Origin of the sequence: Clostridium sp. AT4 (assembly GCF_001517625.2) — a bacterium.
GTDB lineage: Bacteria > Bacillota > Clostridia > Lachnospirales > Lachnospiraceae > Enterocloster.
Genome location: NZ_LN999828.1, coordinates 1005650 through 1020042, shown reverse-complemented (window position 1 = coordinate 1020042; position 14393 = coordinate 1005650). Strand labels below are relative to the sequence as shown.

9 protein-coding genes are annotated in these 14393 nt (G+C 50.5%); all 9 read right to left on the bottom strand.

What is annotated here, in order from left to right; translation table 11 throughout:
• Nucleotides 1-30 precede the first annotated feature (30 nt).
• Nucleotides 31-963 carry a methionyl-tRNA formyltransferase gene (gene fmt, locus BN3656_RS10935; RefSeq protein WP_066547922.1) on the bottom strand — a complete coding sequence of 311 codons (933 nt, stop codon included), beginning with the start codon at nt 961-963 and terminating at the stop codon, nt 31-33.
• Between the two features lies 1 nt (nt 964).
• Nucleotides 965-1450 carry a peptide deformylase gene (def, locus tag BN3656_RS10930; RefSeq protein WP_066547920.1) on the bottom strand — a complete coding sequence of 162 codons (486 nt, stop codon included), beginning with the start codon at nt 1448-1450 and terminating at the stop codon, nt 965-967.
• A 71-nt stretch (nt 1451-1521) separates the two neighbouring features.
• Nucleotides 1522-3798, bottom strand: a complete 2277-nt coding sequence (gene priA / locus BN3656_RS10925; protein WP_066547918.1) for a primosomal protein N' — start codon at nt 3796-3798, stop codon at nt 1522-1524.
• Complete coding sequence (locus tag BN3656_RS10920) at nt 3795-5123, bottom strand: MATE family efflux transporter (protein WP_066547916.1); 1329 nt, start codon at nt 5121-5123, stop codon at nt 3795-3797. The genes priA and BN3656_RS10920 overlap by 4 nt, the downstream gene beginning before the upstream one ends.
• A 141-nt stretch (nt 5124-5264) precedes the next feature.
• Entirely contained in the window at nt 5265-6599 is a 1335-nt protein-coding gene (locus BN3656_RS10915) for a M18 family aminopeptidase (protein WP_066547912.1), read from the bottom strand.
• A gap of 25 nt (nt 6600-6624) precedes the next feature.
• A complete protein-coding gene (gene murF / locus BN3656_RS10910; protein WP_066547910.1) occupies nt 6625-8064 on the bottom strand; it encodes a UDP-N-acetylmuramoyl-tripeptide--D-alanyl-D-alanine ligase in 1440 nt (479 codons plus the stop codon).
• Nucleotides 8061-9581 carry a UDP-N-acetylmuramoyl-L-alanyl-D-glutamate--2,6-diaminopimelate ligase gene (locus BN3656_RS10905; RefSeq protein WP_066547908.1) on the bottom strand — a complete coding sequence of 507 codons (1521 nt, stop codon included), beginning with the start codon at nt 9579-9581 and terminating at the stop codon, nt 8061-8063. The genes murF and BN3656_RS10905 overlap by 4 nt, the downstream gene beginning before the upstream one ends.
• Nucleotides 9582-9605: 24 nt before the next feature.
• Complete coding sequence (locus BN3656_RS10900) at nt 9606-11276, bottom strand: formate--tetrahydrofolate ligase (protein WP_066547906.1); 1671 nt, start codon at nt 11274-11276, stop codon at nt 9606-9608.
• Between the two features lie 121 nt (nt 11277-11397).
• Nucleotides 11398-14376, bottom strand: a complete 2979-nt coding sequence (locus tag BN3656_RS10895) for a DNA translocase FtsK 4TM domain-containing protein (protein ID WP_347461180.1) — start codon at nt 14374-14376, stop codon at nt 11398-11400.
• Nucleotides 14377-14393 lie beyond the last annotated feature (17 nt).

Below are 14393 nucleotides of genomic sequence, written 5' to 3'. Positions count from 1 at the left end.
TTCTAACGTAACAGCATGATTGCGGGAAACTTACTCTCCCAGTATTTCTCCCTCTTTTACGGAATAGCCTCTGAGGAAGGTTTCCACATCCATCCGCTTCTTTCCTTCCAGCTGAAGCTGGCGGATGGATAACAGCCCTTCTCCTGCAGCCACTACCAGACGGCGGGGATCACAAAGGACTACCTGTCCCGGTCTGGCATCCGTCGTTTCCTTCAAAACATCCCCATCCCAGAGCTTTAAGGTCTTTCCATGAAGGGAGGTATAGGCGCTGGGCCAGGGATTTAAACCGCGGATCAGGCGTTCAATGGCCTCTGCCTCCATAGACCAGTCAATGCGTCCCAGAGACTTTGTAAGCATCTTTGCATAGGTAGAATCCTCGTCCTTCTGAGGCGTCCTTACTGCGGTGCCCTTCTCAAGCTTATCAAGGGTGGAAAGAATCAGCTTTCCCCCTGCCTGGCTGAGTTTTTCAAACAGGCTTCCTCCGGTTTCCTTCGGATCCAGAGGGATCACCGTCTTTTCCAGCATGTCTCCCGTATCCAGTCCCACATCCATCATCATGGTGGTAACGCCGGTTTCCTTCTCTCCGTCGATCACCGCCCACTGGATGGGAGCTGCTCCCCGGTACTTTGGAAGCAGGGAGGCATGGATATTGACGCAGCCATAGGGCGGAATATCCAGAATGGCCTTTGAGAGGATCTGTCCGAAGGCGATTACTACGATCGCCTCCGGATGAAGCTCCTTTAAAATCTCCACAAAAGCCGGATCCTTTACCTTTTCCGGCTGATAGACCGGAATGCCGTACTCTAACGCCTGAAGCTTCACCGGCGTCATCTGTACATCTTTTCCTCTGCCCTTTGGACGATCCGGCTGGGTCACTACCGCAGCTACCTCGTGGCCGGCATCCACCAGGGCATTTAATGCCGGAACGGAAAAATCCGGCGTCCCCATAAATACGATACGCATCTTACATCTCCTCTTCCTCTTCTTCAGCCTCTGTATCCAGCAGCTCGCCTTCGACCAGCTCTACATAGAGCTGGCCATCCAGGTGTGCGCACTCATGACAGATGGCTCTGGCTAAAAGATCCTGTCCCTCTAACTCATACTCCTCCATGTTTTCATTCAGCGCTCTTACCTTTACATAATCCGGACGGGTTACGATGCCGGTCTTGCCGGGAACGCTTAAGCAGCCCTCGTATCCGGTCTGGGCGCCCTGCTGCTCCACAATTTCCGGGTTGATCAGCACATACTGATTGCCGTCCTCTACGTCAATTACCACGATTTTCTTTAAAACGCCCACCTGGGGAGCTGCAAGGCCTACGCCGTTTGCCTCATACATGGTCTCAAACATATCTTCGATCAGCTCTGCCGTACGGGGAGTCATCTCCTTTACTGGCTTGCATTTTTTATTTAAAACTTCATCTCCAATTACACGAATCTGACGGACTGCCATTTTATTATCTCTCCTTTTTCATATTCAAACCATAAACGGCGGATATACAAACCCCTTTTCTGCTGTTTGGCCTATAAAGCCAGATCGGACTGGAGGGAAATCCCTTCCATGCCATCCAAGCAGGCCTCCGCCATTTTTCTGATCTGTATCAGTATATCATAGTTTTCATTCTTAATATATAAAATTTTTCTGTAAATATCATTAACTTTGTACACCGGGGCATTCACAGGGCCAATGCAGGAAAGCTTTTTTCTCGGAAAATACTCCGGAAAACGGGCTGTCATCTTCTCCAGTTCCTCTGCGGCCTTTTCAAGGCGCTCCTCACTGCCGTCGGACAGAGTGAGCGTTAACAGCCCCACTGCGGGAGGATATCCCAGAAGCCGCCTGAAATTCATCTCCTGGCTGTAAAAGCTTTCATAGTCCTGGCTGGCTGCCGTCTGTATGCTGTAATGATCCGGCTGATAGGTCTGGATCACCATATTCCCCGGAATATGGCTCCTTCCGGCCCTTCCTGCTGCCTGGGTTAAAAGATCAAAGGTTTCCTCCCCGCAGCGGTAATCCGGAGCATAGAGGGAGAGATCGGCCGCCAGAGCCCCGACCAGAGTGACCTTTGGAAAATCGTGTCCCTTTACGATCATCTGGGTTCCGATCAGGATATCGGCCTCTCCTCTTGCAAAGGCAGAAAGGATTTCCTGATGGCCTCCCTTTTTTGAGGTGGTATCCAGATCCATCCTGAGAATCCTTGCCTGAGGAAACATTTTTACTGCCATTTCCTCAATCTTCTGGGTTCCCGTTCCAAAGGGCGCAATATAGGGGGAACCGCAGGAGGGGCAGAGCTTTGGCTGCATCACCGTATGACCGCAGTAATGGCACATCAGACGGCCGTCTTTATGAAGCGTCAGGGTCACATCACAGTGGGGACAGCGGATTGCCTCCCCGCAGGAACGGCAGGATACAAAATTTGCATAGCCGCGGCGGTTGATAAAAAGCATGGTCTGCTCCCCTTTTTTCAGCCGGTCCTCCATCAGTTCCTTCAGCCTGCGGCTGAAAATAGAACGGTTTCCCGCCTTTAATTCCTCTCTCAGATCTACGATCTCCGCCTGAGGCAGTGCCGCGCTGGCCTTTGCCCGTCTTGTGAGCTTAAGAAGGGTATATTCTCCCAGAACCGCCTTTGTGTAGGATTCCAGAGAAGGCGTGGCAGAGCCCAGGATCAGGCTGGCCTGATTGATCCTGACCCTCTCCCTTGCCGTCTCCCTGGCATCATAGCGGGGGGACAGCTCGCTCTGATAGGCATTTTCATGCTCCTCATCAATAATGATCAGCCCCAGCCGTTCAAAGGGGGCAAACAGGGCAGAACGGGGCCCGATCATAATATCGATATCCCCGGTTCTTGCCCGTTCATACTGGTCATAGCGCTCCCCTGGGGACATTCTGGAGTGAAGCAGGGAAACCCGGTTCCCGAAACGTTTATAAAATCGCATGACCGTCTGCCAGGTAAGGGAAATTTCCGGGATCAAAAGGATTACCTGCTTTTTTTTCTCCACCACATGGCGGATCAGCTCCATATAAACCTCTGTTTTTCCGCTGCCTGTGATCCCATGGAGCAGATATGTGGCGCGGATCCCTCTGTCATACTCCCGGCAGATGCGGTCTGCGGCAGCCTGCTGCTCCTCATTTAAGACGGGAATCGGACTGCTTTCGGAAAAATCCATGGCAGAAGCCCTTCCCGTTTCCCCTGTGAGAAGCCGCTTCATCTCAAGAAGGGGATTTCTGTATTTTTCTACGATTTCTACCCGGATCAGCCCCGCTTCCTCCAAAGGCTTAAGGACCGCCGGGGTCAGGTTCAGACGGTTCATGGCCTGATCGTAGGAAACGGGATTTTTCTCTTTTAACAGGCAAAACAGGCGCAGCCTGGCCTTATAGCCTCTGCGCTCTGCCAGATCCACCGCCTCCCGGAAGGCTTCTTTTTCGCCAATGAGCCGGATCTGCCGTTTGGGAGCTTCCTTTATCTTCTGCTTCACAGGAAGGACCGTCTTTAACGCCTGGTTCATGGTAGAGCCGTAGCGCTCCTTCATCCACCAGGCCAGCCAGATCAGCTGTGACTGGGCTGTAACGCTGTGCTCTACAATCCCTTCTATTTCCTTTAATTTTGCCACATCGTATTCCGGCTCATCCGTAAGCTCCACCACATATCCCTTTCTCCTGCGGCTTCCCGCTCCAAAGGGAATGTAAACCTGCTGGCCTGCCTTAAGAGTTCCTCTCAGCTTCTCAGGAACCCGGTACTGAAAGATCTTATCCACGCTTTCATGGGAAATATCAATAATTACATTGGCATATAATCCGGTCAAATCTCATCCAACTTTCTTTTATAATAGACAAAGCCTGCCAGATCGGCTAAAAACCAGCCAATGGGCACAGCTGCCCAGATCCCGGTTACCCCAATAGACGGAACGGCGGACAGGACATAGGCTAAAATCACCCGGGTGCCCAGGGAGATCACAGTCAGGACCACGGACATTCCCGGTCTTCTCACTGCCCGGTAAAGGCCATAGAGCAAAAACAGACAGCCGATCCCACAGTAAAACGCACCCTCAATCCGAAGATAACTCATCCCCACCTTAAGGATCTCTGTTTCATGGGGCTGGACAAAAATCAGAAGGAGCGGCTTTGCAAATACGCATACCACAAAGGAGATAAACAGGCAAAACAGAACGGAAACCGTCACAGCAGAACGGATTCCTGCACGGATCCTGTCTTTTTTTCCTGCTCCGTAATTCTGAGCAATAAAGGTGGAAAATGCATTTCCAAAGTCCTGAACCGGCATATAGGCAAAGGAATCGATCTTTACCGCTGCGGCAAAGGCAGCCATCACCACCGTTCCGAAGCTGTTTACCAGTCCCTGTACCATAAGGATGCCAAAATTCATCACAGACTGCTGGATACAGGTAAGAAAGGAAAACTGGGAAATTTCTCCTAAAACCTGGCGCTCTATCTTCATATGTTCCCGCTCCACCCGGAACTCAGGCATTTTTACAAGCGTATAAATACCGATTCCAATACCGGAAACAAACTGGGAAATAACCGTGGCCTCTGCCGCTCCCGCTACGCCCCGGTGAAGCACCAGGACAAATACCAGATCCAGTATGATATTTAAAACGGCTGAAATTCCCAGAAAAATCAACGGCACCAGAGAATTTCCCACAGCCCGCAGAAGAGAGGCGTAAAAATTATACAGAAAAACTGCCAGGATACCTGAAAAGATCACTCTCAGATATTCCCGCATCATCCCGTAAATCTCTTCCGGTACACACAGAAGGCTCATAATGGGATCGGTAAACACCACCACCGCCAGGTTGACGGCCAAAGCCACCGCAGCAATCATTACAAAGGATACATAGATGCTTATTTTTAAACGGGCGCTGCTTTTCTCCCCAAAGCGCAGGGAAAAGACAGCCCCGCTTCCCATACACAGTCCCAGAAGAATAGAGGTAAGAAATGTCATAAGGGTATAGGCCGAGCCTACGGCTGCCAGGGCATCCGCCCCCAGAAAGCGGCCTACGATCAGCGTATCTGCCACATTGTAGCACTGCTGTAAAAGATTTCCCAGTATCATCGGAAGGGCAAAGCGCAGCATAGTGCCTGTAATGCTTCCCTCTGTAAGGTCTCTCTGCATGGTTTCTTCTAATCTCCCCTTTCCGTTTATTAATATACCTCTATCCGGCTGACTGTCTTTGTCCGGACGCACTCCGGCCTCTGGGCTTTATGGTGCAAAGCCAGAGGCCGTGTATATCAGGGTGTTTTCCCCCTTATGATCTTATTCCTGCTCCACGCGGTAGCAGCCTTTTCCCTCTGCTTTTAAACAGGTATTAAAGAACGTCTTTGCTGCCTGGATCAGATAACAGGTATCCTTTACGCCGGCTGTCTCATAAGGGGAATGCATCGCCAGCTGGGGCAGGCCGATATCCACTGTATTGAGAGCTACATGAGCATTGGAAATATTTCCCAGAGTAGAGCCTCCCGCCATATCGGAACGGTTGGCAAAGGTCTGGCAGGGAACGCCGGCCTTTTTGCAGATTGCCCGGAAAACAGCTGCGGATACTGCATCTGTAGTATACTTCTGGTTGGCGTTGTACTTGATTACAATCCCCTCGTTCATGGCAGGACGGTTGGTCGGATCTGCAAATTCTCCGTAATTTGGATGAACCGCATGAGCATTGTCGGCAGATACCATAAAGCTGGAGGCCAGAGCCATCAGATATTGATCCTCGCTGCGTCCCAGACTGCGGTTGATCCGGCGCAGGGTATCCTCTAAGAAGGTGGAATCTGCACCCTGTTTAGTGCCGCTTCCCACTTCCTCATTGTCAAATACGGCTGCAACGGATACGCAGGAAGGATGTCCTCCTGCCAGCAGGCCCTTAATGGAAGAAAAAGCACACTGCAGATCATCCAGACGTCCGCAGGAAAGGTAAGCCTCATCAGCTCCCCAGATGGTTCCCTTGTCGCGGCTGTAAAGGAACAGGTCATGGCCCAGGATATCCTCTGCCTTTACGCCTGCTGCTTCTGCCATCAGGGTCATAAAGCTTCCCTTTGCTTCCAGACTTCCAAAAATAGGAAGCGTATCCTTCTGTGCATTATACTTGTAAACGTCATTGACCTGTCGGTTCATATGAATAGCCAAATTAGGGATCATCACCAGATCACGGTCTATATTCACTAACTTTGATACCAGTCTTCCATCCTCTTCTACAACCAGGCGGCCCGCAATGGATAAAGGACGGTCAAACCAGGGAGACATGATCATGCCGCCGTACTTTTCTACGTTTAATTTGATAAAATGGCCCTCTGCCTCCATCTCCGGATTCTCCTTAATCTTAAAAGAAGGGGAATCGCTGTGGCTTGCCATGATCTGAAAGCCTGTAAAATCTGCTCCCGGCACCTTAAATGCAATGACAGAAGACTGATTGCGGGTCACATAGTAAGAGCCGCCCGGTAAAAGCTTCCAGTTTTCCTCCTCACGGATTTCCTCAAAGCCTGCTGCTTCCAGCATATTCGTTATATTGGCAATAGCGTGAAAGCTGCTGGGGCTTTTCTCCAGAAAGTGCAGCAGCTCCTCTGCCGTCTGACGGCAGGTTTCTTTCGTTAATTCCATGTGTTTTTTCCTCCAGATAATCATTTTAATTCGTGAGTTTTTCTCTCATAAAGCTCACGGCTTTAGAAAGCCCCATGCTGTTTGAACCCTTAAACAGCAGGCAGTCGCCTTCTCTTACTGCTTCTGCCAGCCATGTTTCAGTTTCCTCCAAAGTGGAGGTTTTTACGCATGAGATTTTTCCTCCATCCATTTTAAGACCCGTTTCAATCTCCCATGCCAGTTCTCCCATAAGCACCAGCTGGTCAATTGGCTGATGTTTTAAAAAGGCACCTACCTCCCTGTGGTACGTTATGGTATCCGGCCCAAGCTCCTTCATATCCGCCAGAACCGCAATGCGGCGCTTCACTCCTGCCATGGAGGAAAGCACCTCAATGCCTGCCTTCATGGAAACGGGGCTTGCATTGTAGCTGTCATCTATGATGGTGACGCCTTTTTCCTTAATGATCTGCTGGCGTCCCTTAAAACCATCAAACTGTTCTAAGGCAGCAGCAGCCTTCTGTAACGGTATTCCATACCGGGAAGCCACTGCCAGGGCTGCCAGGGCATTGCTTACCATGTGATTTCCCATTACATTAAGGTGTACCTGTACCCGCTCTTCTTTGCAGATTGCGGTAAAGACAGGAAAGCCATTTTCCAGATGAAGGTTCTCTCCCCGGCAGTCGCAGCCTTCCCACAGGCCATAGAGGATCCGGCTGCGTCCCTGGTCCGGCATTACCGCTCGCAGGAGAGGATCGTCGCCATTGAGGAAAAGAACACCATCCTCTGCCATTCCATCCTGGATATGGAGCTTCTCTTTTAAAATATTTTCCTTAGAGCCAAGCTGTTCGATATGAGCCACTCCGATATTGGTCATCACTGCACAGTCCGTCTGTGCTACCTGGGCAATCTTTGTCATCTCTCCGGGTTCGCTCATGCCAAGTTCAATAACGCCGATCTGCGCTTCCTTTGGTATATTAAAAACAGTGATGGGGACACCCACCTGGCTGTTGCTGTTTCCCGGCGTCTTATAAACCCTATAACCGGCGCTCAAGGCACAGGCTACCATCTCACGGGTGGTCGTCTTTCCCACACTGCCCGTAATCCCTACCAGAGGAATCTGCGCCTGGCTGCGGCACCAGGCTCCCAACGCCTGAAGAGCCGCTTTTGTATCCTCTACACAGATCCAGGTGCTTAAAAGAGCCTGTCCGCTCCATTCAGGATGCTCCCTGCACTGGCTTTCAATGGCCTCTCTTACCTCTTTTTCACTGTGATGACAACTGGTGAACACCGTTTCTGCCCCAGCGCTTATTGCCTGACAGATAAACCGGTGTGCGTCTACCCGTTCTCCGACGATAGGAACAAACAGATCCCTTCCCTCCATTTTTCTGGAATCCAGGCTGATGTGGCAGATCTTTTTTTCCGGATCACCGAAAATCACCCTGCCTCCGGCGGCTCTGGCTGCCTGTTTCGCTGTTATCTCTCTCATCCCTGTTCCTTCTCTCTCAGTTCCCTTACTGCTTCTTCAATCACTTCCCGATCCAGAAAATGATGGCGGACACCATTGATCTCCTGATAATCCTCATGGCCTTTTCCAATCACCGCGATCATATCTCCCGGCTCTGCATGGAAAACACTGTATCGGATGGCTTCCCTGCGGTCCGGTATCTCCATAAAGGCTCCGCCTGTTTTTTCAATACTTCCCCGGATATCCGCCAGAATATCCTCCACTTTTTCATATCTGGAATTATCCGCTGTGAGGATGCACAAATCTGCCAGCCTTCCGCCAATCTCTCCCATAGAATAACGGCGGTCCTTAGAACGGTTTCCACCGCAGCCAAATACACACACCAGACGTTTGGGGCTGTAATCCCGCAATGTCTTAAGCAGGCTTTCCATGCTCACTGCATTGTGGGCATAGTCAACCAGCACGGTACAGTGGGAGGATGTATGTACGATTTCCATGCGTCCGTTTACCCGAATATGCTCCAGTGCATGGCTGACCGTTTGAGGATCCAGCCCCAATAAGCTGCACAGGCTGACTGCAGCCATGGCATTTTCCACATTAAAAAGTCCCGGTATGCCAAGGCGGATCTCCATCTCACATCTGCCGGAAACATGAAACTGCGTTCCCACAAAGTCCGGCTCTGCCAGATACCGGATATTCTCTGCCATAAAGTCATCCGGCACTTTACTTTCCTTTCCTGCATTGTAGGTATAAAGCTTACAAGAAACTTCCTTCTTTATGGCCTCTGCATGAGGGTCTGCCCCGTTTAAAAGGCCAATGCGGCAGCTGTCAAGGAGACGTGTTTTATAATACAGATACTCCTCAAAATCCTTATGCTCATCCGGCCCGATATGGTCTGGGGAAATATTAGTAAAAATACCGTAGTCAAACAGGATACCGTCTACCCGGTGCATTTTTACCCCCTGGGAAGAAACTTCCATAACCGCATAGTCACAGCCTGCCTCTGCCATCTGAGCAAAGGCTTTGTGAAGTTCGTAAGATTCCGGGGTCGTGTTCATGGTAGGAGTCACATGCTCTCCAATGACAACACCTGTGGTACCGATCAGACCGGCCTTCTTTCCTGCCGCTTCCAGCACAGTCTTTATCATATGGGTCGTGGTAGTCTTTCCCTTGGTGCCTGTAACGCCGATCAGGGTAAGCTTCTTTGCAGGATATCCAAAACGGGCCGCAGACAGCAGGGCCAGAGCCCTGCGGGAATCCTTTACCCGCAGGATCGTAATCTTTTTCTTCTCCTCTTCATCAAGCTCACAGGCTTCAAGCTCCATATCAATGGGCCGTTCGGTCACAAGGATCCTTGTGCCTGCCTTTAACACATCAGGGATAAAGCAGTGGGCATCGATCCGGGTGCCTGTCATGGCCACAAATACAGTGCCCGGTCCCGCTTTTCTGGAGTCATAAATAACCTCTTCCACCTGAGTATCAGGATTTCCCTGAATCAGGGTATAATCCAGTTCTTTTAACCAGTCTTGCAATATCATGAAACTATATTTCCTCTCTCATACTTAAAACAGTCCCGTGATCTTTCCTTCCTCATTCACATCAATCCCCTCTGCTGCCGGCTTCTTGGGAAGTCCCGGCATGGTCATAATGGAACCTGTAAGAACAACCACAAAACCGGCTCCTGCACATACATAGGCGTCTCTTACGTTGATCTGGAAGCCTGCAGGCCGTCCCAGCTTCGTCTGATCATCCGACAGGGAGTACTGGGTTTTTGCCATGCATACGGGAAGATTTCCAAAGCCCATCTCTTCCATGCGCTTTAACGCCTTTAAAGCTGCCGGAGTGTATGTCACGCCGTCCGCTCCGTATATCTGGGAAGCAATGGTTCCGATCTTATCCTTTAAGGAAGCTTCATTCTCATAGAGCACATGGAAATCAGTGGGACGGTTTTCCAATGTGTTTAATACCTTTTCTGCCAGGGGAAGCCCGCCCTCGCCGCCTTTTGCCCAGACCTCAGCCAGAGCAAATTCACAGCCTCTTTCCTCACAGAAATGCTTAATATAAGCATACTCTGCTTCTGTATCGCTTATGAAAGAATTAAGGGTAACTATAACCGGAACGCCAAACTTCTGGATGTTTTCAATATGTTTTTCCAGATTTACAATGCCCTTCTTTAAAGCTTCCAGATTTTCTACGGAAAGCTGATCCTTCGGGACACCGCCATTATACTTTAAAGCCCGGACGGTGGCTACCAAAACAACCGCATCCGGCTTTAAGCCTGCTTTGCGGCACTTGATATCCATAAACTTCTCAGCGCCCAGATCCGCGCCAAAGCCTGCTTCCGTAACAACAATATCGCAGAGCTTAAGAGCTGTCTTTGTGGCTCTTACACTGTTGCAGCCGTGTGCGATATTTGCAAAGGGGCCGCCATGAACCAACGCGCCTGTATGCTCCAAGGTCTGGATCAGGTTCGGCTTTAAAGCATCCTTTAAAAGAGCCGCCATGGCTCCGGTGGCATGAAGATCTCCCGCAGTCACCGGCTCGCCTGCAAAATTATATGCAACGATAATGCGTGACAGGCGCTCCTTTAAATCCTTCATATCATCGGCCAGACAGAGGATTGCCATGATCTCGGATGCTACGGTAATGACAAAATGATCCTCTCTTACCATGCCGTCGGCCTTTGCACCCAGACCGATCACAATATTGCGCAGCGCACGGTCATTCATATCTTCGCACCGCTTCCATAAAATCTGTCTTGGATCAATGCCGAGGGAATTTCCCTGCTGGATATGGTTATCAAGAAGAGCTGCCAGAAGGTTATTGGCAGAGGTAATGGCATGGAAATCACCTGTAAAATGCAGATTTAAATCCTCCATAGGCACAACCTGGGCATAGCCGCCTCCAGCAGCTCCTCCCTTGATGCCAAAGCAGGGGCCAAGGGACGGCTCTCTCAGCGCTATAATGGAATTTTTTCCCATTCTTCCAAATGCTTCTCCCAAGCCTACTGTCACAGTTGTCTTTCCCTCTCCTGCCGGTGTGGGATTGATAGCCGTCACCAGCACCAGTTTACCATCCGGACGGTCCTTGATCTGATTCCATAGCTCATCGGTCAGCTTGGCCTTATATTTTCCATACAGTTCCAGATCGTCCTCTTTGATTCCATATCTGGCGGCCACCTCTTTTACCGGTATCATTGCAGCTTCCTGTGCGATCTCAATATCTGATTTCATTTGGCTGATCCTCCTCTTTTTCGGCGTCCCGATCAGGTTATGTCCTTCTCCTGCCGGTGCCTGGTAATTTATATTTTATGCCCGGAGTCATTGGGATTCTCCTTTGGACTCCTGATGCATTTTAATACCCCTGTTCCATCATTTCCTCAAACTGTTCCGGACTCATAAGGATCTTTCTGGGTTTTGTGCCCTCCTCTTCGCCCACAACTCCTGCCTCTGCCAGCTGATCCATGATCCGGGCCGCGCGGTTAAATCCGATCTTAAAGGCCCGCTGGAGCATACCGATGGAAGCCTTGTCCTTTTCAATAATGAAGGCTCCGGCCTGTGCAAACAGTTCATCCCGGTCTGCCCCTGAGCTTCCTCCATCCATGGAAGGAGATGCAACTTTATTTACCACTTCCTGGCTGTACTCTGCCACCATACCCTGCTCGGTAAGAAATTCTACCACGCGGCTGACCTCCTCATCCGATATAAAAGCGCCCTGTACACGCTGGGGTTTTGGAAAACCTGCGGGATAAAAGAGCATATCGCCCTTTCCAAGGAGCTTTTCTGCACCGTTCATGTCGATAATCGTTCTGGAATCTACACCTGAGGACACGGAAAATGCAATTCTGGAAGGCACGTTTGCCTTGATCAGTCCGGTGATAACATTGACGGACGGTCTCTGGGTTGCAATTACCAGATGGATGCCTGCTGCACGGGCCAGCTGGGCCAGACGGCAGATGGAATCCTCCACCTCTCCCGGAGCCACCATCATAAGATCGGCCAGCTCGTCGATAATGATCACAATCTGGGGCAGCTTCTTTGGCTTTTTGTCATCATCGATATCATCTAATTTCGCAACCCGTTCATTGTAGCCCTTTAAATCCCGGACATTGCACTCGGCAAACTTCTTATACCGGTCTGTCATCTCAGCCACCGCCCAGTTTAACGCCCCGGATGCTTTCTTCGGATCGGTCACGACCGGGATCAGCAGATGGGGGATTCCGTTGTAGACGCTCAGCTCTACCACCTTGGGATCTACCATGATCAGCTTCACATCGGCCGGATCCGCCTTGTAAATAATACTCATGATCAATGTATTGATACAGACGGACTTACCGGATCCAGTAGCGCCTGCGATCAGAAGATGAGGCATCTTTGCGATATCCGTAACAACCACCTGACCGCCGATATCCTTTCCCACAGCAAAAGCCAGACGGGACTTGTGGCGGCGGAAGGCTTCGGATTCAAAAAGCTCACGCAGATAAACAATGTTATTTTCCTTATTAGGCACCTCGATCCCCACTGCGGATTTGCCGGGAATCGGAGCCTCGATCCGGATATCTGCCGCTGCAAGACTCAGCTTGATATCATCAGTCAAAGAAACGATCTTGCTGACCTTTACGCCCTGTTCCGGAAGGAGTTCATAACGGGTAACAGAAGGACCGCAGCTGATATTCGTCACAGTAACGCCTACACCGAAATTATGAAGGGTCTGCTGAAGCTTGATCGCTGTGGCCTTAAATTCATTTTCAGAAAAAGCGGCATTATGCACAGGCTTTTTCAGCAGATCCGTAGGAGGGAATACATATTCCTTTTTTTCCTCTATCTTTTTATGGATCTCCTGAGCCACCGAAACCTCTGCTGCCTGAACCTCTGCCGCCTCCCGTTTCTTTTCCAGTTTTTTCTGAAGAAGATCCGTTTCCGTTTCGATGATCTTTCCGGAGGCAGTGACAACACGTTTTGTGCCTTCCGGCTGATACAGAGTATCGGGAGCGGCCATCATAGACGGCTGTACCGCTTCGAATGGCTTTGGCGCAGAAGTGGGGCTGCTGTCTGGATCCGGATCCCAGGGAGAGGTTCCGTCACAGTCCGGCTCCTCTGAACCTTCATCCAGATGGATGGTTTCCTCTTCAGGTTCTGTATCCCAGGGAGCAATATGTACAGCCTTTTGCTCCGGCATTTCATCTCTCTCCTGCTTCTCCGGCTCCCTTGCCGGCGCGGGGGCAGATACAGGTTCCTGCCGGTAAACTGTTTCCTGTAATCCACTTATATCCTCTTCAAAGCTTACCGGTCTTGGAGCGCCTACACCCATATCCAGCTCATCCAGAGTTCTCCTGTCTCTCTGAACCCGGATCGTTTCATATATCGGCTCTTCTTCCTCTGCTCCCCCGCAGTCTCCCTGTTCTGTCCGGCTCTGAGGCGTCGGTTCATTTTTGCATTCTCTTCTGGCTTCGGATGTTTTCTCACGGTCTTCCAGCTCTCTGGCCAGACGTCCCGCTTCTCCTTCCGTCCTTTCCTGTCTAGCTCCCACAGTGCCTGCTGTGTCATAGTTTCTGGGAAGCTGGATCCTTCCGCGAAATTCATCTGCTGGAGACGCCTCATTTTCTGCAGGCTCACCCTTTCTTACAGGATCCGCTCCAAATTCCCGTTCAAATGCATCCTCTGCAAGGCCTTCTTCCTCATAAAATTCCTCTGTCCGATCCCCTCTTCCCCCCAGAGCAGTCGCCTCCAGATTCACACCGCGGACACGCTGCTCCTCCTTAAGAAGACGTCTTTCTTCTGCTCTCTGAGCATGGAGTTCTCTCCTGCGGTCCATATCCTCCCTTGCATACTGATAGGCCCGGTCACTTCCCTGCTGTACAAAGGATACAAAGGATTTTCCCGTAATACATACCATACAGATGATAAGGAGCACCACCAGTACCAGATATGCTCCGGCCCGTCCCAGAAGGAAGCTCAAAAGGCCGGATAATGCTCCGCCGACCAGCCCGCCTCCTGCTCCATTCACAGAGGATACCGTATAATACTCCATCAGGGAAGCGCCCTCAGGCGCCTTTCCAAACATCAGCTGGAGCAGGCCGCAGAGCGTGAAAAACACTCCTATGACTGCAGCCAGTTTCACTGCTGCGTGGATATTCCCCTGATTGGACAGGTGAAAACAGGTTCCCACAAAAAGCATGATAGGAAGAAGATAGCCGATCATGCCAAAAAGTCCCAGCTGCACGCTGCGCAGCACATCTCCAAACACTCCGCATAAGCGGAAATTGCTTAAAAACAAAAGGATTGCCACAGCAAAAGAGCAGATGATGATCACTTCTGCTCTCATAAATCCCATATCCTCTTCTTCCTCAT

Bases quoted from the DNA above. Each gene is read 5' to 3' on its own strand.
- BN3656_RS10905 (WP_066547908.1), bottom strand. From the start codon at position 9,581: ATGATATTGCAAGACTGGTTAAAAGAACTGGATTATACCCTGATTCAG.
- murF (WP_066547910.1), bottom strand. From the start codon at position 8,064: ATGAGAGAGATAACAGCGAAACAGGCAGCCAGAGCCGCCGGAGGCAGG.
- def (WP_066547920.1), bottom strand. From the start codon at position 1,450: ATGGCAGTCCGTCAGATTCGTGTAATTGGAGATGAAGTTTTAAATAAA.
- BN3656_RS10895 (WP_347461180.1), bottom strand. From the start codon at position 14,376: ATGGGATTTATGAGAGCAGAAGTGATCATCATCTGCTCTTTTGCTGTG.
- fmt (WP_066547922.1), bottom strand. From the start codon at position 963: ATGCGTATCGTATTTATGGGGACGCCGGATTTTTCCGTTCCGGCATTA.
- BN3656_RS10920 (WP_066547916.1), bottom strand. From the start codon at position 5,123: ATGCAGAGAGACCTTACAGAGGGAAGCATTACAGGCACTATGCTGCGC.
- BN3656_RS10915 (WP_066547912.1), bottom strand. From the start codon at position 6,599: ATGGAATTAACGAAAGAAACCTGCCGTCAGACGGCAGAGGAGCTGCTG.
- BN3656_RS10900 (WP_066547906.1), bottom strand. From the start codon at position 11,276: ATGAAATCAGATATTGAGATCGCACAGGAAGCTGCAATGATACCGGTA.